The following is an 18,916-nucleotide window of genomic DNA, read 5'->3' as shown; positions in this document are numbered from 1 at the left end:
CGCATGAGCGAGCTCTTCGACGGCTATCACGCCAACTACCGTGACGTTGTCCAATCCTCGATCGACTTCTCCGGCTTGCCGCATGATTTCTTCATGCGCGCGAAGGCCGATCTGCTGGGCGATCTGATCGCGCAGCGGCTGAACACCGAGAGGCCCGACATGCTGGACGTCGGCTGCGGCGTGGGCAGCCTTCATCCCCTGCTGCACGGCATGGTCGGCTGCTTGGGCGGTATCGACGTTTCGTCGGCCAGCCTGGCGCAGGCCCGCGCGGCCAATAGCGAGGTCGATTACCGCGAGTTTGACGGCCGCACGTTTCCCTTCGAGGACGCCAGCTTCGATCTCGTCACGGCCATCTGCGTGATGCACCATATCGTGCCGGCCGAATGGACGCATTTCATCACCGAGATGCGGCGGGTGGTACGCCCCGGGGGGCTCGTCTGCGTGATCGAGCACAATCCCTACAACCCGCTGACACGTCTTGCCGTTGCGCGCTGTGAGTTCGACCGGGACGCCGTCCTGCTCAGTGCCGGCAAAGTCCGAAAGCTGATGGCCGCGGGCGGCTTGCGCGAGATCGGCGCCCGCCATTTCCTGCTGCTCCCCTGGGACACCAAACCGGCGCGTCGCCTCGAAGATGCCCTGAGCGGCGTGTCGCTCGGCGGCCAATACGCGGCCTTCGGTACCGTCTGACTTATCTTTGCGGCGTATCCCGCCGCTTGTGCACGACCGCCACGTCGTCGCTGTAGACGCGTTGCCACTGCGGCAGCCGGTCGAGCATCGCGACGGCCGGTGTCCGCGGCGCGAGCAGCGTCGCGCCGATGTCGTATTCGTCGAGCAGCTTGAGAAAATCTGCGAGGTCGACCAGCGCCAGGGCACGATTGTAGCGGTCGATGAACGGCCCGCCATACAGTTCGCCGCGACCATCGATGAAGGTGGGAATGCCGGCAAAGATCAAATAGCCGCCGAAGGAATAATCGTTGAGCACGCGCCCCGCCTTGGCGAGGTCGGCTTGCGCGACGGCAGCTTGAGGGGTGATGACGGGAGCCGGCCGTATGTCGCGCGCCAGCGCCGCCCCGCTCATCGCGATCAGAACACCGAATGCGGCCAGATTCAGGCCGCGCGACGCGCCCTCCGCATCGTCCGTGATCCGCCCGCCGAACTTCCGACCCAAGGGGGCCGCCAAATAGAGCGGCGCCAGCATGGCCAGCAGATCCGCGTTGCGGACCTGCGCCAATGCGAAATGGAGCAGGCCAATCACTACCAGGGCCCGCACGACCGGCAGCGTCACGCCGCGCGTGAGCGCAAAGATGCCGGCCAGCAGCAGCAACTCGAAGCCACCGACATGGCTGAAATCCTGCGGCCGCCATTCCCCGATCCAGGCGAGCGCAGAGCCGAGGCCGAGTGTCGTCAGCGGCATCAGCAGCGGCTCCGGCCCGTGCGGCGTCAGACAGGACGCTGCGAGGGCAAGGGCCGAGAAGGGCAGCCATCGCAGCAGCACGCGCGGCCATTCGCTTCGCTCCTCACGCAGCAGCGCCTCGAGCACGGCCGGACCGATCAGCCCGAGCGCGAGCACCACGCTGCCATGCAGATTGGTCCACAGCACCAGCAGCGGCAGCGCCCAGTATGGCGGAGGCCCGCCGCGATCCATGCAGCGCACCAGGGCAGCCGCCCAAATCACCATCACCGGCAGCACGAGGACATGTGGCCGCGCCAGCATATGCGGCGCCAATAGGATGACGGCCGCGATCACCATGAGCAGCGTCAGGGCCGGCGAGAGCTCGCGCAGCAGGAAGAAGGTGAACAGGCCAAAGGCGAGCGCTATCGCCGCTGCTGCGACGATGACGACGCCGGGCCAGCCGGACAGTGCGTAGGCTCCGGCGTAGACGATTTCCGAGAGCCATTCGAACGTGATCCAGGGCGCGCCATGCTTCGAAAACGAAAAGGGATCGCTCTCCGGCAGGGTGCCATGCGCGATGATCCAACGCCCGACCTCGATATGAGAATAGCTGTCGGGATCACCGAGCAGCCACGGCCCAACGATCAGCAACAGGGCATAGACGCCGAGGCCCACTGCCCAAGGGAGCGCTGCACGTGCCGAAAACGGTTGAACCGCGCTGTGGACGACCTGGTCAGTCATGGCGGGCCAAAATAGGACGCAAGCGTTAAGTTCTTCTTTAGTGATTCTCGCGTTTGCCCCGGAAGCCGCGCGCTTCGCTCGCGCCGGGAACGCCCTGCATCCGCGAACCGCCAGCCAACAAAAAACGCGGCGTTTCCGCCGCGTTTTGCAATCTCACCTGCCGCTCGCGATTACGCCTGCGGCTGCGGTTCCAGGCCGGGATCCGCATCGGGCCGCGGGCGCGGCGACTTGCCGGCCGGGGGCACCGCGGAGGCGCGCGGCGTGCTCGGCTCGAGCACGGACTCGCGGTTCGGCTTCTTGCCCTTGAGCAGATCGACGATCTCGTCGCCGCTCAGCGTCTCGAACTCGAGCAGGCCCTTGGCGAGAGCTTCGAGATCGGCGCGCTTCTCGGTGAGAATACGCGTCGCTTCGTTGTAGCCCTCTTCCACGAAACGCCGGATCTCGGTGTCGATCTTCTGGACCGTCGCCTCCGATGCGTTCTGGGTGCGCGACACCGACATGCCGAGGAAAACCTCGTCCTGGTTTTCGCCATAGGACACGGTGCCGAGCGCCTCGGACAGGCCCCAGCGCGTCACCATCATCCGGGCCAGGCGTGTCGCCTGCTCGATGTCGGAGGACGCGCCCGAGGTCACCTTCTCGCGGCCGAAGATCAGCTCTTCGGCGACACGGCCGCCCATCATGATCGCGAGCCGCGAGGTCATCTGCTCGAGAGACATCGACAGCTTGTCGCGCTCGGGGAGCTGCATGACCATGCCGAGCGCACGACCGCGCGGAATGATGGTCGCCTTGTGGATCGGGTCGGTCGCGACGACGTTGAGGCCGACGATGGCGTGGCCGCCCTCGTGATAGGCCGTCAGCAACTTCTCTTCCTCGGTCATGACGAGCGATTTGCGCTCGGCGCCCATCATCACCTTGTCTTTGGCCTCTTCGAATTCGGCCTGCGTCACCATCCGCTTGTTGCGGCGGGCGGCGGTCAAAGCGGCCTCGTTGACGAGGTTCATCAGGTCGGCGCCGGAGAAGCCCGGGGTGCCGCGCGCGATGGTCTTGAGGTTGATATCGGGGGCCAGCGGCACCTTGCGGACGTGAACCTTGAGGATCTGCTCGCGGCCGACGACATCCGGATTGGGCACCACGACCTGGCGGTCGAAGCGGCCCGGACGCAGCAGCGCGGGATCGAGCACGTCGGGACGGTTGGTCGCGGCGATCAGGATCACGCCCTCGTTCGCCTCGAAGCCGTCCATTTCGACCAGCAACTGGTTCAGCGTCTGCTCGCGCTCGTCATTGCCGCCGCCGAGGCCTGCGCCACGATGACGACCGACCGCGTCGATTTCGTCGATGAAGATGATGCAGGGCGCATTCTTCTTGGCCTGCTCGAACATGTCGCGGACGCGGCTCGCGCCGACGCCGACGAACATCTCGACGAAGTCAGAACCGGAGATGGTGAAGAACGGCACGTTGGCTTCGCCCGCGACCGCACGCGCGATCAGGGTCTTACCGGTGCCGGGAGGGCCGACCAGCAGCACGCCGCGCGGAATGCGGCCGCCGAGGCGCTGGAATTTGCCGGGGTCGCGCAGGAATTCGACGATCTCCTGAAGGTCCTGCTTGGCCTCGTCGACGCCGGCGACATCCTCGAAGGTGACGCGACCATGCGCTTCGGTCAGCATCTTGGCGCGCGACTTGCCAAAGCCCATCGCCTTGCCGGCGCCGCCCTGCATCTGCCGCGACAGGAAGATCCACACGCCGATCAGGGCGATGAACGGCAGCCAGGAGACCAGCAGCGAGACGAACCACGGCACGTTGTCGCCCGGCGGCTTCGCGGTGATCTGGACCTTGCTGTCATAGAGGCGCTTCACCAGCGTCGGGTCGCTGGGCGCATAGGTCTGGAAGCTGGAGCCGTTGGTGAAGGTGCCGTGAATGTCCGGCCCCTGGATCACGACGTCGCGCACATTGCCGCGGTCAACCTCGCTGAGGAGCTGCGAGAAGGCGATGTCCTGCGAGGAGGCCCGCTGACCTGGATTCTGAAAGAGCGTGAACAACGCCAAAAGCAGCAAGACAATGATGACCCAGAGGGCGAAATTGCGCAGATTGGCGTTCATCGATCTTCCTTCGTGGTCGCGCGGATCGCGGCCTCATCCTTGGGCTCTACGAGGAAATCCCCAAGGAATCCTCATCGTTAGACGCATACAATTTAGGTGCCGCCCCGGTCGCTGCCAAGGGAACGAGATGGGACTATTTATCCCATCTTAGAGCGATTCCCGCTGAAATAATGGCGACCTGACCGGGGTTTTTCCTGCCTGGTTAAGGTGTCCTGACGGCACGAGGCCGAATTGGCCGGTGTCATGATCCGCCCTCGTCCGCGCCTATCCGCCCTTACGACGCCGGGCCGGCGCCGGTGCGATGTGGATACGCCCGCCGGCAAGGCTGATCAAGGCTCCCGCAAGGGTCTGCCTCAAGGCCGGCCGGCCATTTGCGCCTGCGCGAGGGCTTGCGGCGATGACCTGGTCGAGCACGGCCAGGAGGGATTCAACCTTGCCGAGTTCCGCCGGCCCTTCATGCCCGAGCGCGTTGATGGCCCGCAGCAGGAGCCGCAGCCGGACCTCCTCGGGCAGGACGGCAAAGGCCGCGGCCTCGAAGCTTCGAACGCCCGCCTGCGGCGCATCGCCGCGATCCCGCAAACGGAGGAAGCGCTCGGCGCCGTCGGCCAGCAGCTCGACCGCCGCATTGGCCCGCGCCAGCCGGGCCGCGAGCCGCACCAGCGTGCGGGCATCGCCACCCTCGGCCGCAAGGAGCGGCAGCAGCGCGCGCAGCCGCGGCCGGGTGAAGGCGGTGTCGCGGTTGGTGGGATCGTCGGCAAAGCCGACCTTGGCCCGCCTCAACGTCGCGATCAGCTGCGACTTCGGGACCTCGAGCAACGGACGCGCCAGCACGATCCCGTCGCGCTCGCTGAGGGAGGCCATTGCCGACAGCCCGGCAAGTCCGCTGCCGCGCAACAGGCGCATCAACAGGGTCTCGGCCTGGTCGTCGCGGGTGTGGGCGGTCAGCACATGGCTCGCGCCGACGGCACGCGCGGCCTGCGCGAGCAGGCGGTAGCGCGCCTCGCGCGCCGCCGCCGGCAGTCCGGTCGTCGGCTTTGCGCCGCGCCAGCGCAGGGTCCGGTGCGGCAATCCGAGCTCAGTGGCGAGCCGCTTGACCTCGCGCGCCTCACGCGCCGCCTCTCGCCGCAGGCCGTGATCGATCGTGACGACGGTGAGACGCGGGCCGCGCGCAAGACTGCGCTGCCAGCGCGCCGCGAGCCACATCAGCGCGACCGAGTCGGGTCCGCCCGATACGGCGAGCACCAGCGCCGGCGCGCTCTTCAGGCCGGCGAAGAGCTGCCTCGCTTCGCGTGTCGAGATCGGAGAATTGTCGTCGTCTGACATGACGCGGCCCTGACATTCGCAGGCGGATGGTTACGATGTCTAGCGCAGCACCATCCGCGTTGTCAGGACCCCGACGTCAGCACTTCACCCGTTTCTGCTCGCGGTCGACCGCAGCTTTGACGCCGGCGGAGGCGCGCGGATATTTGCGGCCGACCTCGCCGAAGGCGGCGCAGGCGGCCTCCTTCTCCTTCAGCGCGGCGAGCGACTGGCCGAGCCGCAGCAGCGCATCCGGGGCCTTGGCCGATTTTTCGTATTTGGTGGTGACGGCGAGGAAGGCTTCCGCGGAGTCCCGATATTGCTGGCGCTGGAAATAGCTCTCGCCGAGCCAGTATTGCGCGTCGCCGAGCAGCGGGTCGCTCGGATACTTCTGCGTGAAGTTCTTCATGGTCTGCTCGGCGAGCGCATAGTCCTTGCGCTGCATGTAGCCGATGCCGAGGTCGAACTCGTCGCGCGGCGTCGCCGAGGGCGGCAGGGTGGTCAGGCCGGCGCCGCCTGATGGCGCGGGAGAGCCGGATTGGGCCGGCGGATAGCCGGGCTGCGCGGCCGGGGGAGCGGCCTGCTGCTGATAACGGGGGCCGGTGTTGGCGAGATCGAGCGGCTCGCCGGCGCCGCGGCCTCCGGGTGCTCCCGACGGCATCGGCTGCGGGCCGCCGCCGAGCGCGCGCGGCGCACCCGGCGCGTTCGGGTTCTGGTTCGGATCGAAGGCATCGCCGCGGCGGCGCGTGCCGGGGGCGCCGGGCGCCGGCTGTTCCTGAACGATCGGCGCAGAAGCGGCGCTCTGCGGCTGCTCGTAATTCGGCTGCACGGCCTGCTGCTGAGGCTGCTGGCGATAGCCGGGCGCAACCTGACCTGGTCCGACCTGGGCGGGCGGCATCGCCGCGACGTTGGGCGCCTGTCCGGGCGCGCCTTGGGCGCCGCCCTCAAGCGCCCGCAGCCGCTCTTCGAGCTGGCGGTTGCGGTATTGCAGCTCTTCGTTCTGGCCGGTGAGCTGGCGCAGCTGGTTCTCCAGCCGCTCGATCCGCATCTCGGGGTCGGCATCATCCGACTGCGCAAAGACCGACTGCGCAGTTGCGGGCGAGCACAAAGAGAGCAGCGCGACGGTTGCCACGGTGCCGGTAATTGCCTTGAATTTCGATGACATCTTGCCCTGACGACAAAAGCGACGTGGCACACGGCGGACCATTCGCCGCGCCACATAATGAGGAAGGGAGTACGCCAAAAACGTGACTTGAACCAAGGGGTTTTAGGTCACGGTTTGCTGAAACGAAACCGGCGCCCGAGAGGGCGCCGGCATAATCGGTTTTGGAAGATGAACGGCGCCTGACTGAGTGTCAGTATCTCGGCGTCAGGAGCTCGCGTTCAGCACGGTGACGGCGCGACGGTTCTGCGACCAGCAGGAGATGTCGTTACAGACGGCGACCGGCCGCTCCTTGCCGTAGGAGATCGTGCGCATGCGGTTCGGATCGATGCCGCGCGAGGCCAGGAACGAACGTACCGACTGGGCTCTCCGGGCGCCGAGCGCGATGTTGTATTCGCGGGTGCCGCGCTCGTCGGCATGGCCTTCGACGGTGAAGCTGTAGCGCGGATAGGTCTGCAGCCACTGCGCCTGCTTCTCCAGGGTCACGATCGCCTGCGGGGTCAGATCGGTCTGGTCGCTTTCGAAGAACACGCGGTCACCCACGTTGACGACGAAATCCTGCTGACTGCCAGGCGTTGCCGCATTGGCCATCGCATCCGTCGCAGCATTCTTGTTGGCGCAGGCGCCCATCGACAGCGCGACGGCGAGCACCGCGACCAGCTTCAATCCCTGGAGGATACGCATAGGATGTTTCATTCCGGAGCCTCCACGCTCACGTTAGTCCACTGCTGTCCGGTCTACAGGGGGTTGGTTAAGCGAACGTTCCGTCAACCTTGACGGAACCTTGCCTCAGCCGATCAAATGCCCCCAACCAGCGAAAAGCACCCGTCATGGTTAATGGGTTGTAAATGTGGCGCGAGGGTGAAGGCAAGTCGCGCCGGCCGGCAAATACGCCGGCTTTCGCCGGAATTTTGGGCCCAGGGCGTGATGCGTGGCGACGCGCGACGGGTAAAGGGCCGAGCCCAGACTCAAACCTGGAGCCGCATCCACGCCACCGCCGACTTTAGGCGTGCGCGGCATCCGCCACGAGCACCGGCCGCTGCGGCACCTGGCGCTGGCCGCCGCGCCCGAACAGCATCCGCCGCTCGAAGGCAGTCGACCGCATGATCGGATAACGCTCGAACACCTTCTTGCGGAAGGTCGGGAAGTCCGCCGCCATCAGTCCGAACGGCTTGGTCAGGCCGGGAACCAGGCGGGGCTCGGCGATCGTCTCATGCAGGAACACCCGCCGGTAGAAGGCCTGATGCTCGGGACGCACGATGGCGAGGCCGAGATCGGCATTGAAATGCTCGCAGGCCATGTAAGCGAGACGCGTCGTCAGATAGGGCAATTCCGGAACCCGCTTGACCTGGTCGGGATCGGCGACGAAGCGGGTCGGGTCGATCATGACCTCGCCGCGATCGAGCCGCGGCAGCAGGATGTCGGGGAAGACATCGGCTGAGGTGGACTCGCGCCATTCCGACGTCAGTACGCTGATGCGCACCGAGCTGCAGAGCTCACCATGAAGATAGACGCCGAAGGTCCACGCGTTCGGCAGCTCGTCGTAGCGGTCGGTCACCCGCGCATCGGCCGAGGGCTTGACCGCGCCCTCCCGCAGATAGGCGCGGTAGCGGAGATTGTAGATCTCCTCCTTCTCCGCGACGGTTTCCGCAAGATGATAATCGACGTCGGTCAGAAGCTCCGCTCCCCGTCCAACAGCCGAAATGACAGATCTGGCTGAGGACTGCATTCCAACTCCTTACCCACACTCACGTCGCGACATTCAAAGGCAATTGCCGCAAGACAACTTGCGCGCGCGCCACGATTTATTAACACCTTCTTAACAAGTATGCAAAGCAATCGAACGGTTAGGGTTAACCTCCGTAGCACTACGGTACCGCTGCAACAGCCTGAAATGTTGGGACGTTTCGAGAAACGGACTTAAGCGAAGGAGCGCGAGCTGGCGACGTGGAGCTGGCCTTCACCGCGCCGTCCATGCGAGGCGTTGAGCAGCTGGCGCATCCGCACGGCGGGCACCGGACGGCTGAACAGATAGCCTTGCGCCTCGGAGACGGTGCCGTCGGCGCTGATCAAATCGAGCTGCTCATTGGTCTCAATGCCCTCGACCACGACGGCCATGCCGAGATCGGCGGACAGCCGCGCCACGCCGCGTAGCAGCGTCAGCGGGCGGTCGGTGTCGATGCCTTCGAGGAAGGAGCGGTCGATCTTCACCTTCTGCATCGGGAAATTGTGCAGGTAGCTGAGGCTGGAATAGCCGGTGCCGAAATCGTCGAGCGAGATGCGCACGCCGAGCGCATGCAATTGCGACAGGATGTCGTGGGTCAGCTGGGTGTTGCGCAGCAGCGAGGACTCGGTGATCTCGATCTCCAGCCGATGCGCCGGCAGGCCCGACACCTCCAGCGCGTAGCGGATTTCGCTCAGCACGTCGCGCTGGTGGAATTGCTGCGGCGAAAAGTTGACGGCGACGCTGACGCCCTCCGGCCACTTCATGCATTCCATGCAGGCGCGGCGCAGGATCCAGCGGCCGAGATCGACGATCAGGCCCATGTCCTCGGCGACCGGGATGATGTCGATCGGCGAGACCGTGCCGCGCACCGGGTGATTCCAGCGCAGCAGCGCCTCGCAGGTGGTGATCTTGCCGGACTTCAGATTGACCAGCGGCTGGTAGAACAGCTCGAATTCCTCGTTGGCGAGCGCCTTGCGCAGGTCGAGCTCGAGGATGCGGCGGGCCTCGACGGTCGCCGCCATCTCGTCGCGGAAGAAGCAGAAGGTGCCGCGGCCGTCGGCCTTGGCGCGGTACAGCGCCATGTCGGCGTTCTTGAGCAGCGTATCGGCACTGGCATCGCCCGGCGAGGTCAGCGCGATGCCGACGCTGGCGCCGATCTCGACCAAATGATTGTCGATGCGGTAGCGCTCGCTCAGCCGCTCGACGATGCGGCGGGCCAGCGCGGCGGCGTCCTCGGGCGAGGAGATGTTCTGCTGGAACACGACGAATTCGTCGCCGCCGAAACGGGCGACGAAATCTTCGGGGCGCAGCATTTCGCGCAGACGGTTGGCGACGGCGCACAGCAGCTGGTCGCCGCAGGGATGACCGAGCGTGTCGTTGACCTGCTTGAACTGGTCGAGGTCGACAAAGAGCAGCGCGGAAAGCCGCTCGGCATGATGCGAATTCTTCAGCAGCCGCTCGATCTCGTCGTGGAAGCTGACACGGTTGGGCAGCGCGGTGAGCTCGTCGTAACGGGCGAGATGGCTGATGCGTGCTTCCGCATTGGTGCGTTCGGTGATGTCTTCCAGCAGCAGCACCGTGCCGCCGCCGGTCATCGGCTGGAACGTCCAGGCCAAGGTACGGCCGCGCGAGGAATCCGGATCGGCGGTGACGATCTCGCAGATCCGCGCATGCTCGATCTCGGCCAGGATGAGGTTGCCGCTCTCCGCCGAGATCGACCCGGCGGACACGCAGGCCGCCGCGATATCGGCGGCAGTGGCGCCGCGCTTGACGAGGTCCTCGGGCAAGGCCATCAGCTCGCCGAAACGGTGGTTCATCACCGCAAGGCGGCCGTCGGCGCGGAACATGCACAGCCCGTGCGGCATGTTGTTGAGCGCGGTGTCGAACTGGCTCGCCAGCGCGGATTCGCGGAAGCTCGAGGTCAGCGCCTTGACGAAGATCGCATGCAGGCTGAGGTTGATGTTCTTGAGCCCGATGAAGAAGAACACCAGCAGGATGGCGAGACCGATGTGGTAGAAGCCGCCGTGCAGCAGCAAGGCGAGCGACATCGGACCGCAGGCCAGCGCGACGTGCCACTGGATCACCCGGGGCTGCCCGTAATTGCGGGCGGCGCCGCCCGCAGTGTAGCCGATGCCGATGGCGACACAGAGCATGTCGGCGACCGGATCGTTGTTGTTGTAGATGACGACGAAGGCCCACACACCGAGCACAACCGCATAACTCAGCGCGCCGATCCAGTAACGCGGCTCCAGGTGCTTGGCCTCTTCGAATGACAGCACCTGGGTGCGGTTTTCATATCCGCGCATCTGGAACGCGCGCGCGGTGCCGATAGCGATCAGCAGAAAGGCGAGCGGCCACAGCCAGACATCGCCCGTCTTCAACGCAGTCATCACCGCGGCCACGGCCGCGGAGGCCGAGCCGAAGAAGATCGCCCAGAAATTCTGCACCATGGAGTTGATGAGAGCGGCGTAGAGTATCGGCTCCAGCTCGTCTCGATCACTCTGCTTCTGGTCGGCCAGTTGCATTGGCTTGTTACGCGTCCTGTTTGGCGCGTAGTCTTACCCAGCCCAGATGAAGTCTTTCTGAGGGAACATCGTTAAAGTCGAGTTGTTTTTCGGTATCAGCGAACCGATTTCCGCTTAAATATCAAGCAACTAGGCAAGCCTTGCCGGGCACAAGGTGAAGGAAGGCTTGCTTTGCGCAGAAAAGTCGAAAAAATCGGCGCGTTTTTCGACAACATCGCGCGTCTGAACGCGCGATGTTTTAGCGCTCTCTTGTCAACCCGCCGTCGAGGATAGCAGCGGCGACCATGCCGGGTCGGAGGCGAAGCCGGGCGTCGGCACCTTGAGCTCGTTGCGGCCGGAGATGTCGACGCTGTACAGCGACGGCCCGCCATTGCCGCCGGGATCGCGGAAGAACATCAGCACGCGGCCGTTCGGCGAGAAGGTCGGGCCTTCATTGTGGAAGCCGGAGGTCAATAGCCGCTCGCCGGAGCCATCAGGCTTCATGACGCCGATCGAGAACTGCCCGCCGCCCTGCCTGGTGAAGGCGATGTAGTCGCCTTTCGGCGACCACACGGGCGTCGAATAGCTGGCGTTGGTATCGTCCTTGGAGAAGGAGATGCGCTGCGCCTGTCCGCCGCCCGCCGCCATCACATAGATCTGCGACCTGCCGCCGCGATCGGACTCGAAGCAGATGCGGGTGCCGTCCGGCGAGTAAGACGGAGACGTGTCGATCGCCGGCGTGTCGGTAAGGCGCGTGGTCGAGCGCGAGCGCAGATCCATCACGAACAAGTTGGAATTTCCGCCCTGCTGCAGACTCATGATGACGCGCTGGCCGTCCGGCGAGAAGCGCGGCGCAAAGGTCATGCCCGGGAAGTTGCCGACGATCTCGCGCTGGCCGGTCTCGATGTTGAACAGATAGACCTTCGGATCGCCCTGGCCGAACTCCATGTAGGTGATCTCTTGCGAGTTCGGCGAGAAGCGCGGCGTCAGCACGAGATCGGAGCCGCGGGTCAGATAGCGCACATTGGCACCGTCCTGATCCATCATCGCGAGCCGCTTGACGCGGCGCTCCTTCGGGCCGCTTTCGTCCACGAACACCACGCGGCTGTCGAAATAGCCCTTCTCGCCGGTCATCCGCTCGTAGATCTGGTCGGAGATGATGTGGGCGATGCGGCGCCAATATTCCGGCGAGGTGAAATATTGCTGTCCCGCGAGCTGCTGGCCGGAGACCACGTCCCACAAACGGAATTCGGCCTTCAGCCGTCCATCTGACTGCCGCGTCATGCGGCCGGTGACCAGCGCCTGCGCGTTGATGGTCTTCCAGTTCTGGAATTGCGGCGCGACGTCGATGTTGCTGATGCGCTCGATGAAGGCGGCCTGGTCGATCGGGGCAAAGAGGCCCGAACGCTTCAGATTGTTGGTGATGACCTGGGTGACGCCGTTGCCGACGTCACCGTCGGACGGCGAGCCCGGCACGAAGCCGGTGATCGCGATCGGGATCGGCTGAAACTCAGTCGGGTCGATACGAATTCGCGGCTGGGCCTGCGCGAAGGCTTGTCCGCCTCCGAGCATCGCAAGCGTCGATCCGGTCAGGGACATGAAGCGGCGGCGGTTCATCGATCGGACGTTATTCATTGCAAAATTCTTTTGTTCGGATGTCACAACATATCTTTCAGGCCGAAAGTCATCGGAATGAGCTTCCAGCTCTCGTACTGCTGCTTCGGCATGAACGAGTAGACCTGACACTGCACGATGGCGCGCCTGGCGCTCTCCGCCACCGCCTGGGCGATCGACCGCGACGGTCCCCTCACCGCGACCACGATGGGTTCGGACGCCAGCGATCCGTCGATCTTCATGGGAATGTCGATGTCGGCTTCGTATTGGTCGGCGTCCTGCCCGTTATAGGTCGGCGTGAAGCAGCGCTTGACCGCGCCCTGGAACGCACCGCGCCAGGTCGCAATGTTGTTGGCGGCAGTGCCGGTCGCCGACCCCAGCGACGCCGAGGCGTTCAGCGCCGTTCCCGTGAGCTCGTGCCGGGTCGCGGCGCGCTTGTCGAGGTCGCGCTGGATCTGCGCGGGATCGAAGCTGCGCTCCTTGGGCTTGGGCTGCTGCTGCGGCTGCACCGCCGCAACCTTCTGCTCCACGGGCTTGGGCGGCGGCTTCTTGGTCTCCAGCTTCTTCTGCAGCTCGGCGATCGGATCTTCCTTGGCCGGATCAGGCTTCTTTTCCTGCGGCTTCGGCTCTTCCTTCGGCTTCGCCTCGGCCACGGGCTTCGGCGGCTCGGGCTTCTTCTCCACCGGCTTCTCGACCGGCTTCGGCGGCGGCTCCGGCTGCGAATTGGTCTTGATCAGCTCTTTCTTCTCGGTGACCTTGCCGACGGCGTCTTCCTCCGGCTTGGGCTCGGCGATCTTCTCGACCTTGGGCTTGGGCTCTTCCTTCTTGCCGGTCTTCTGCCCAGCCATCATCTTCGCGAGCTGATCGGTCGAGATGATGTCGATCGGGAGCGACTCTTCCGGCGCGACGTAGGCCTTGCTGCTAAAGGTGACCAGCCCCCATCCCAGCACGAGGACATGCAGGGCAATCGACGCAACGAGTGTCTTGTCGACCTTCACCTTCACGGCCTACCCCTGATCCGCTTCCGTGACGAGGGCGAGCTTCTTGAATCCGGCGCCGGACAACTGGCCCATCACCCTGGCCACCGTGCCGTAATCCGCCTTCTTGTCGGCGCGCAGATAGATGCGTTCCTCGAGCCCGCCGCGCGCGTCGGTGATCGCCTTCAGCTTGGGCACCAGCTCGTTGATCGCGATCTCTGCGTCGTTGATGAACACCTTGCCCTTGATGTCGATCGACATCTGGATCGGCTTCTGGTCGTTGTTTTCGAGGCTCTTGGCCTGGGTCTGCGGCAGGTCGAGCGGCACGCCGACCGTCAGCATCGGCGCCGACACCATGAAGATGATGAGCAGCACCAGCATCACGTCGACCATCGGCGTGACGTTGATCTCGGCCACGACGGGCTTGCGCCGGCCGCGGCGGCCGCCGCCTCCGGACGAACTTGCAACGTTCATCGCCATGATCGCGTGCCCAAATTGTCCTTCACACTATACATGCCGCCCGTCAGCCCCGCTCGTCGATCTGACGCGACAGGATGGCGGAAAATTCATCAGCGAAGCCCTCGAGCCGCTGGGCCTGCCGGTTCACCTCGGAAGTGAACTTATTGTAGAAAATAGTGGCAGGAATGGCGGCGATAAGGCCGACCGCGGTCGCAAATAGCGCCTCCGCGATGCCCGGCGCGACCACCGCCAGAGAGGTATTTTTCGACGCCGCGATCGACTGGAAGCTCGACATGATGCCCCAGACGGTGCCGAACAGGCCGACGAAGGGGCCGGCGGAGCCGACGGTCGCGAGCACCAGCAGGCGGCGTTCCAGCCGCTCGACCTCGCGGGCGATCGAGACGTTCATGACCTTGTCGATGCGCATCTGCAGGCCGGCGACCGAGCGGGCCTGGTTCTCGAACGAGCGCTTCCACTCGCGCATCGCCGCCACGAAACAGGCCGCCATCGAATGCGTCGGCTTGGCCGAGAGGGTGCGATAGAGCTCCTCGATCGATTCGCCGGACCAGAATGCCTGCTCGAAACGGTCCATCGAGCGGCGGGTGCGGGCAAACAGGAAGATCTTGTCGATGGCGATCGCCCAGACCCAGACTGAGCAGGACAGAAGTCCCAGCATCACCGCTTTCACGATCCAGTGAGCCTGCCAGAACAGCGCGATCAGCGACACGTCCGCAGAAGCGGCAACCGGAAGGGCTGACTGAGCCACGTCGGCCGGATTCATAAGCAGTATCCTCTCAAGGCGATCGTTACCCGATGTGCCGGCCAGCAAATGGCTGCCGGTTCCCCAATGGCCGCGCTAGAACCGGCGCGGCCGGCAAGCCCGCTCAAAACCTTGTCTTTCTGGGTGCAGGGGCTCGTCCAAAGCCGGCCGTCTGCATTCCCTGCCAAGATGTCAAAACTATGGGCCTTTGGCCCCGGGCCTTGACGGGCCCCGACTTCGGGCTTTGGGCGCGATTGTCCGCCCTTACCAGAGCCCGGCGTTGGTTAATGCGAGGTTACCGCAGGCGAATTTGGCTGCGGGAAAGGTAGGCGGCGCAGGCAGTTGGATCGGCTTGTGTCCCGGACACCTGGCCCGGAGGAACCACCCTTCGCCCGAAAAATTGTCCCGAAAATCACTTTCCGCGAGGTTTTGCCATGACCATCAACCCCAAGACGACCGCCGCCATCGGCGATCACCCGCTCCACCCCATGCTCATCCCATTCCCGGTCGCATGTCTGGTCGGCGCGCCCATCGCCGATCTGGCCTTCATCGGAACCGGCGACAATTTCTGGGCCAGAGCCGCGATGTGGCTGATCGGGGCTGGCATCGTCATGGCGCTCGTCGCGGCCGTGGCCGGCTTTACGGACTTCTTCAGCGAGCCCCGCATCCGCCGCCTCAACGATGCCTGGTACCACATGGTCGGCAATCTGGCGGCGGTCGTGCTGGCCCTGATCAATTTCTACCTCCGTTACGCCCAAGGCGCAGAGGCTGCGATCAAGCCGTGGGGCGTGGTGCTCTCCCTGGTCGTGGTCGGCATCCTCCTGTTCACGGGATGGAAGGGCTGGGAGATGGTCTACCGTCATCACGTCGCGGTGCTGGATGCGCCGGGCCAGACCAGCTCGGAACCGGTCACGCCCCAGCATGCGGCGAGAGCCATCGTCGCGCCGCCTGAGGCAACGGGATGTCGCCGGGGGGCAGACCTCGGCCGCCGTGCTTTCGCTGCTGATCAGGTCGCGCCTCCGCCGCATCTCATGACGTGACGGCGCCTCAGGCCGCCGAAGCGGGTTCGGGGCAGTTGGTCAGACGCGCGGGATTGCCGATTGCCGTGCAGCCGGCGGGCACGTCACTGATCACGACCGTCCCGGCGCCGATCTTGGCGAAATCGCCGATATCGATGTCGCCGAGGATGGTTGCGCCGGAGCCGATGAAGACGCCGCGGCCGATGCGAGGCGAGCGCATCGGCAAGTCGCCATGGCGCCCGATGCTGACGTTCTGAAGGATGGTGACCTCGTCGCCGATCACCACATTGGCGCCGATCACGATTCCCGTGGCGTGGTCGAGATACACGGACGAGCCGATGCTGGCTGCCGGGTGAATGCTGACCTGCAAGAGGTTTGACGCCTCGTTCTGAAACAGCAGCGCCGCATCGCGATGGTCATGACGCCAGAGCCAGTTCGAGACGCGCCAGGCTTGGAGCGCGACATAGCCCTTGACATGCAGCAGCGGCGCCAGCAGGCCGGTAATGGCAGGATCGCTATGCACGATCACCTGCAGATCGCGGCCGGCCGCTTCGATCAATTCCGGGGCGCCACGAAAGGCGTCGATAGAAAAGGCCGTGAAGCGTGCCTGCCCGGCGGCGTTGCCGCCAAGCCTGCGGCCGATCAGATCGGCCAGAGCCTCGGCAAAATGATCATGCGCCAGCACTGCATCGGCAAGCGACTTGCCGAAGACGGGATCGGCTGCGCACGCGCGCTGCGCCTCCGCGCGTATATTCTGCCAGAGGCGATCATTCGTTGCGGTCGCAGCTGCCATCAAGGCCGCCTCCGGTGCTTTGGTGCTTCCTTCAGGTGTCGAATATAGGCCGCGGGCGGCCCGCGCGCCACGCGGCGTCGGCGGCACCGTGACTACCCGAGCACCATGCCGCAGCTCCCCGTGAGGCTACGAGCTTGCATGCCAGCCATCCGCGCCCATATAGTCAGTCGGATTTTCGGCTGATGCTGCTTTGGCCGGGATGACACGCAGAGCAGCTCGCTCAAGCCCCGCGGTGGTCCGCCATCCGCGGGTTTTTCGTACCCGGCAGCCCTCGGTGCTGCCGATGCAAATTCCGGATCCCCGTTACCTGAGGTCACGCTGAAACATGTTGCCCAACGCGCCCGCCGACGACCACCACGACGACGTCATGTACCCCTCCGCCATACCGTTCGTGCTGGTCCATCTCGGATGCTTTGCGGCGATCTGGTCAGGCGTCACGTGGCAGGCCGTCGCGATCTGTGGGACGCTGTATGTCGTGCGGATGTTTGCAATCGGCGCCGGCTACCACCGCTATTTCTCCCATCGGGCTTTCGCCACCGGCCGCGTGTTTCAGTTCATCCTGGCCTGCCTTGCGCAAAGCACCGCGCAAAAGAGCGTGTTGTGGTGGGCGGCCAAGCATCGACATCATCATCTGCATTCCGACACCGAGCTGGATGTGCATTCGCCGCGTCAGCGCGGTTTCCTGTACAGTCATCTCGGCTGGATCTTTTACCGGGAGCACGACGGCACTGATCTCGTGAAAGTCGGCGATCTCACTGTCTTTCCTGAGCTGATGTGGCTGCATCGGCTGGAGCTGCTGCCGGCCTTTGTGCTTGCGGCGCTCTGCTTCCTGGCGGCGGGGTGGTCGGGTCTGATCGTCGGCTTCCTGTGGAGCACGGTGCTGGTCTATCACGCGACCTTCTGCATCAACTCGCTCGCCCATGTGCACGGACGCAAGCGCTACGTGACGGGCGACGATTCCCGCAACAACTGGCTGCTGGCGCTGCTCACTATGGGCGAGGGCTGGCACAACAATCACCACGCCTATCAGAGCAGCGTGCGACAGGGCTTTTACTGGTGGGAGATCGACGTCACCTATTACGTGCTGAAGGTGTTGTCCTGGTTCGGAATCGTCTGGAACATGAAGGCGCCGCCTGAACAGGTGCTGCGCAACGAGCAGCCGCTGGGCGCCCGCGTCATCAATCGGGCCGCCCGCGAGCTTGCCGGGCGGTTCGACGCGCCGAAGCTTGCACATGCGATCTCTTCGGCGCTGCACCGCGCCGACCCGACCCAGCTGCAGCTGCCGACGCTGCACGACATCCTCAACCGCGCGCATGACGGCGTCGACGCGCTGACACACCTGCATCTGCCGAAGATACCGACCCGCGAGGAGTTTCTCGCCGAGGCCAAGGCGATGTTCGCACGAACGCGATCGCTCAACGAGATCGTGGATCACGCCTACGAACACTTCCTGGCTTCGGTTCACGCGCAGCTCGCCACCGCGCGTTGAAGCTGGCGGTCATGCGATGCAGCCCGGCGCGAGTCATGGCGCCGGGACGCCTCTGTCGCGCGCGCGGCAGGTGAAAGAATCGCGCCGATCCCTAGAGTTCGATCTTCAACCGTTTGGCCGTCTGCGGTCCGACCTGTCCGTCGACAATGAGTCCTTTGGTCGCCTGAAACGCTGCGACCGCCGCCACCGTCAGGTCATTATATTCACCGTCGATCGGCCCCGGATTGAATCCCAGCTCTTTCAAAGCGCGTTGAATGTCCCGAATGACGGACGCCTTCATGTTCGGCTGCCCAAGCGCATACAGCAGGCTCGGCTCAGCCAGGTCGAGTGCTCCACCCGCCGCCCCATACGTAAAGTTCGGCAGCAGGACGCCGGTATCCCAATTCCGGCCCGACACCTTGCCGCGACGAACGCCATAGGCGGTGCCCATCGCCTCCACGGTGCCGCCCTCGCCGTCACAAACGACGATGTGCCCCATCATGCCCGGTCCGGGCGGGTAGCGCAGAAGAATGCCTCCCACCGTTGAAGCTGCCTGCCGCCACGGCACGCGCTTTCCAAGTTTTTGTGAATCGCTCTTCCAGGCGCCGGTATAGGCCTCAACCGTCGCAGGATTGCCGTTGTTGTCGACGCATCCGTACAGGAATCCACCGACCTGCCACACCAACCAGGACATGAACTCCGCGCAGTCCCATGGACCGTGCCAGTTCTTGTTGTTCTTGGGAACGCAGACATTGACGTATTTCTCGCCGATGCGGGACTCGGCCAGCTTCAGCATCTTTTCGCCGTCGGTCATGCTCAATCCCTTCTGCGTAATGAAACTTGCTAAAATTCGGCCCTCAATAATCGAGACATCTATTTGCGAAGCTCCGGCGAACTTCGCGCGT

At 64.7% G+C, this 18,916-nt stretch carries 15 protein-coding genes and 1 pseudogene; 3 read left to right on the top strand and 13 right to left on the bottom strand.

Annotated features, from left to right (window positions below; translation table 11 throughout):
- The first annotated feature begins 3 nt into the window (after window positions 1–3).
- Window positions 4–687, top strand: coding sequence for a class I SAM-dependent methyltransferase (locus GA0061098_RS11430; RefSeq protein WP_245323229.1), 684 nt, complete (start codon window positions 4–6; stop codon window positions 685–687).
- 1 nt (window position 688) lies between these two features.
- On the opposite strand, the gene GA0061098_RS11425 is transcribed toward GA0061098_RS11430, so the two are convergent.
- From GA0061098_RS11425 to tolQ, 11 genes are all read right to left on the bottom strand, one after another.
- Complete coding sequence (locus GA0061098_RS11425) at window positions 689–2,134, bottom strand: hypothetical protein (RefSeq protein ID WP_091956432.1); 1,446 nt, start codon at window positions 2,132–2,134, stop codon at window positions 689–691.
- A gap of 170 nt (window positions 2,135–2,304) precedes the next feature.
- Window positions 2,305–4,230 carry an ATP-dependent zinc metalloprotease FtsH gene (gene ftsH / locus GA0061098_RS11420; RefSeq protein ID WP_018317780.1) on the bottom strand — a complete coding sequence of 642 codons (1,926 nt, stop codon included), beginning with the start codon at window positions 4,228–4,230 and terminating at the stop codon, window positions 2,305–2,307.
- Window positions 4,231–4,494: 264 nt separating this feature from the next.
- Window positions 4,495–5,553, bottom strand: coding sequence for a tRNA lysidine(34) synthetase TilS (gene tilS, locus GA0061098_RS11415; protein ID WP_091956431.1), 1,059 nt, complete (start codon window positions 5,551–5,553; stop codon window positions 4,495–4,497).
- A gap of 76 nt (window positions 5,554–5,629) precedes the next feature.
- Window positions 5,630–6,694: a tol-pal system protein YbgF gene (ybgF, locus tag GA0061098_RS11410; RefSeq protein WP_091956430.1), complete on the bottom strand. Its 1,065-nt coding sequence runs from the start codon at window positions 6,692–6,694 to the stop codon at window positions 5,630–5,632.
- Window positions 6,695–6,898: 204 nt separating this feature from the next.
- On the bottom strand, window positions 6,899–7,387 hold the full coding sequence (gene pal / locus GA0061098_RS11405) for a peptidoglycan-associated lipoprotein Pal (protein WP_018317777.1): 489 nt from the start codon (window positions 7,385–7,387) through the stop codon (window positions 6,899–6,901).
- 307 nt (window positions 7,388–7,694) lie between these two features.
- Window positions 7,695–8,420, bottom strand: a complete 726-nt coding sequence (locus tag GA0061098_RS11400) for an N-acyl amino acid synthase FeeM domain-containing protein (protein WP_018317776.1) — start codon at window positions 8,418–8,420, stop codon at window positions 7,695–7,697.
- Between the two features lie 191 nt (window positions 8,421–8,611).
- On the bottom strand, window positions 8,612–10,942 hold the full coding sequence (locus tag GA0061098_RS11395; protein ID WP_091956429.1) for a putative bifunctional diguanylate cyclase/phosphodiesterase: 2,331 nt from the start codon (window positions 10,940–10,942) through the stop codon (window positions 8,612–8,614).
- A 252-nt stretch (window positions 10,943–11,194) separates the two neighbouring features.
- Window positions 11,195–12,538, bottom strand: coding sequence for a Tol-Pal system beta propeller repeat protein TolB (gene tolB, locus GA0061098_RS11390; RefSeq protein ID WP_165637317.1), 1,344 nt, complete (start codon window positions 12,536–12,538; stop codon window positions 11,195–11,197).
- Window positions 12,539–12,579: 41 nt separating this feature from the next.
- Window positions 12,580–13,539: a protein TolA gene (locus GA0061098_RS11385; RefSeq protein WP_091956427.1), complete on the bottom strand. Its 960-nt coding sequence runs from the start codon at window positions 13,537–13,539 to the stop codon at window positions 12,580–12,582.
- A gap of 3 nt (window positions 13,540–13,542) precedes the next feature.
- Entirely contained in the window at window positions 13,543–13,992 is a 450-nt protein-coding gene (gene tolR / locus GA0061098_RS11380) for a protein TolR (RefSeq protein ID WP_018317772.1), read from the bottom strand.
- A gap of 43 nt (window positions 13,993–14,035) precedes the next feature.
- Window positions 14,036–14,752: a protein TolQ gene (gene tolQ / locus GA0061098_RS11375; protein ID WP_018317771.1), complete on the bottom strand. Its 717-nt coding sequence runs from the start codon at window positions 14,750–14,752 to the stop codon at window positions 14,036–14,038.
- 413 nt (window positions 14,753–15,165) lie between these two features.
- On the opposite strand from tolQ, the pseudogene GA0061098_RS11370 reads away from it, so the two are divergent.
- Window positions 15,166–15,683: pseudogene (locus GA0061098_RS11370) on the top strand (DUF2231 domain-containing protein).
- 95 nt (window positions 15,684–15,778) lie between these two features.
- On the opposite strand, the gene GA0061098_RS11365 reads toward GA0061098_RS11370, so the two are convergent.
- On the bottom strand, window positions 15,779–16,543 hold the full coding sequence (locus GA0061098_RS11365; RefSeq protein ID WP_091956426.1) for a serine acetyltransferase domain-containing protein: 765 nt from the start codon (window positions 16,541–16,543) through the stop codon (window positions 15,779–15,781).
- 325 nt (window positions 16,544–16,868) lie between these two features.
- On the opposite strand from GA0061098_RS11365, the gene GA0061098_RS11360 reads away from it, so the two are divergent.
- Entirely contained in the window at window positions 16,869–18,032 is a 1,164-nt protein-coding gene (locus GA0061098_RS11360; RefSeq protein WP_091956425.1) for an acyl-CoA desaturase, read from the top strand.
- A gap of 91 nt (window positions 18,033–18,123) precedes the next feature.
- On the opposite strand, the gene GA0061098_RS11355 is transcribed toward GA0061098_RS11360, so the two are convergent.
- Complete coding sequence (locus tag GA0061098_RS11355; protein WP_091956424.1) at window positions 18,124–18,825, bottom strand: peptidoglycan-binding domain-containing protein; 702 nt, start codon at window positions 18,823–18,825, stop codon at window positions 18,124–18,126.
- Window positions 18,826–18,916 lie beyond the last annotated feature (91 nt).

It is taken from the genome of Bradyrhizobium shewense (assembly GCF_900094605.1).
GTDB classification, from domain to species: domain Bacteria; phylum Pseudomonadota; class Alphaproteobacteria; order Rhizobiales; family Xanthobacteraceae; genus Bradyrhizobium; species Bradyrhizobium shewense.
Note: the sequence above shows the minus strand (reverse complement) of the source record. Positions and strands in the feature narration are given on the sequence as shown.

Coding starts and splice junctions, on each gene's coding strand:
- GA0061098_RS11430 (WP_245323229.1), top strand. CDS start 4: ATGAGCGAGCTCTTCGACGGCTATCACGCCAACTACCGTGACGTTGTC.
- GA0061098_RS11425 (WP_091956432.1), bottom strand. CDS start 2,134: ATGACTGACCAGGTCGTCCACAGCGCGGTTCAACCGTTTTCGGCACGT.
- ftsH (WP_018317780.1), bottom strand. CDS start 4,230: ATGAACGCCAATCTGCGCAATTTCGCCCTCTGGGTCATCATTGTCTTG.
- tilS (WP_091956431.1), bottom strand. CDS start 5,553: ATGTCAGACGACGACAATTCTCCGATCTCGACACGCGAAGCGAGGCAG.
- ybgF (WP_091956430.1), bottom strand. CDS start 6,694: ATGTCATCGAAATTCAAGGCAATTACCGGCACCGTGGCAACCGTCGCG.
- pal (WP_018317777.1), bottom strand. CDS start 7,387: ATGAAACATCCTATGCGTATCCTCCAGGGATTGAAGCTGGTCGCGGTG.
- GA0061098_RS11400 (WP_018317776.1), bottom strand. CDS start 8,420: ATGCAGTCCTCAGCCAGATCTGTCATTTCGGCTGTTGGACGGGGAGCG.
- GA0061098_RS11395 (WP_091956429.1), bottom strand. CDS start 10,942: ATGCAACTGGCCGACCAGAAGCAGAGTGATCGAGACGAGCTGGAGCCG.
- tolB (WP_165637317.1), bottom strand. CDS start 12,538: ATGAACCGCCGCCGCTTCATGTCCCTGACCGGATCGACGCTTGCGATG.
- tolR (WP_018317772.1), bottom strand. CDS start 13,992: ATGGCGATGAACGTTGCAAGTTCGTCCGGAGGCGGCGGCCGCCGCGGC.
- tolQ (WP_018317771.1), bottom strand. CDS start 14,752: ATGAATCCGGCCGACGTGGCTCAGTCAGCCCTTCCGGTTGCCGCTTCT.
- GA0061098_RS11365 (WP_091956426.1), bottom strand. CDS start 16,543: ATGGCAGCTGCGACCGCAACGAATGATCGCCTCTGGCAGAATATACGC.
- GA0061098_RS11360 (WP_091956425.1), top strand. CDS start 16,869: ATGTTGCCCAACGCGCCCGCCGACGACCACCACGACGACGTCATGTAC.
- GA0061098_RS11355 (WP_091956424.1), bottom strand. CDS start 18,825: ATGACCGACGGCGAAAAGATGCTGAAGCTGGCCGAGTCCCGCATCGGC.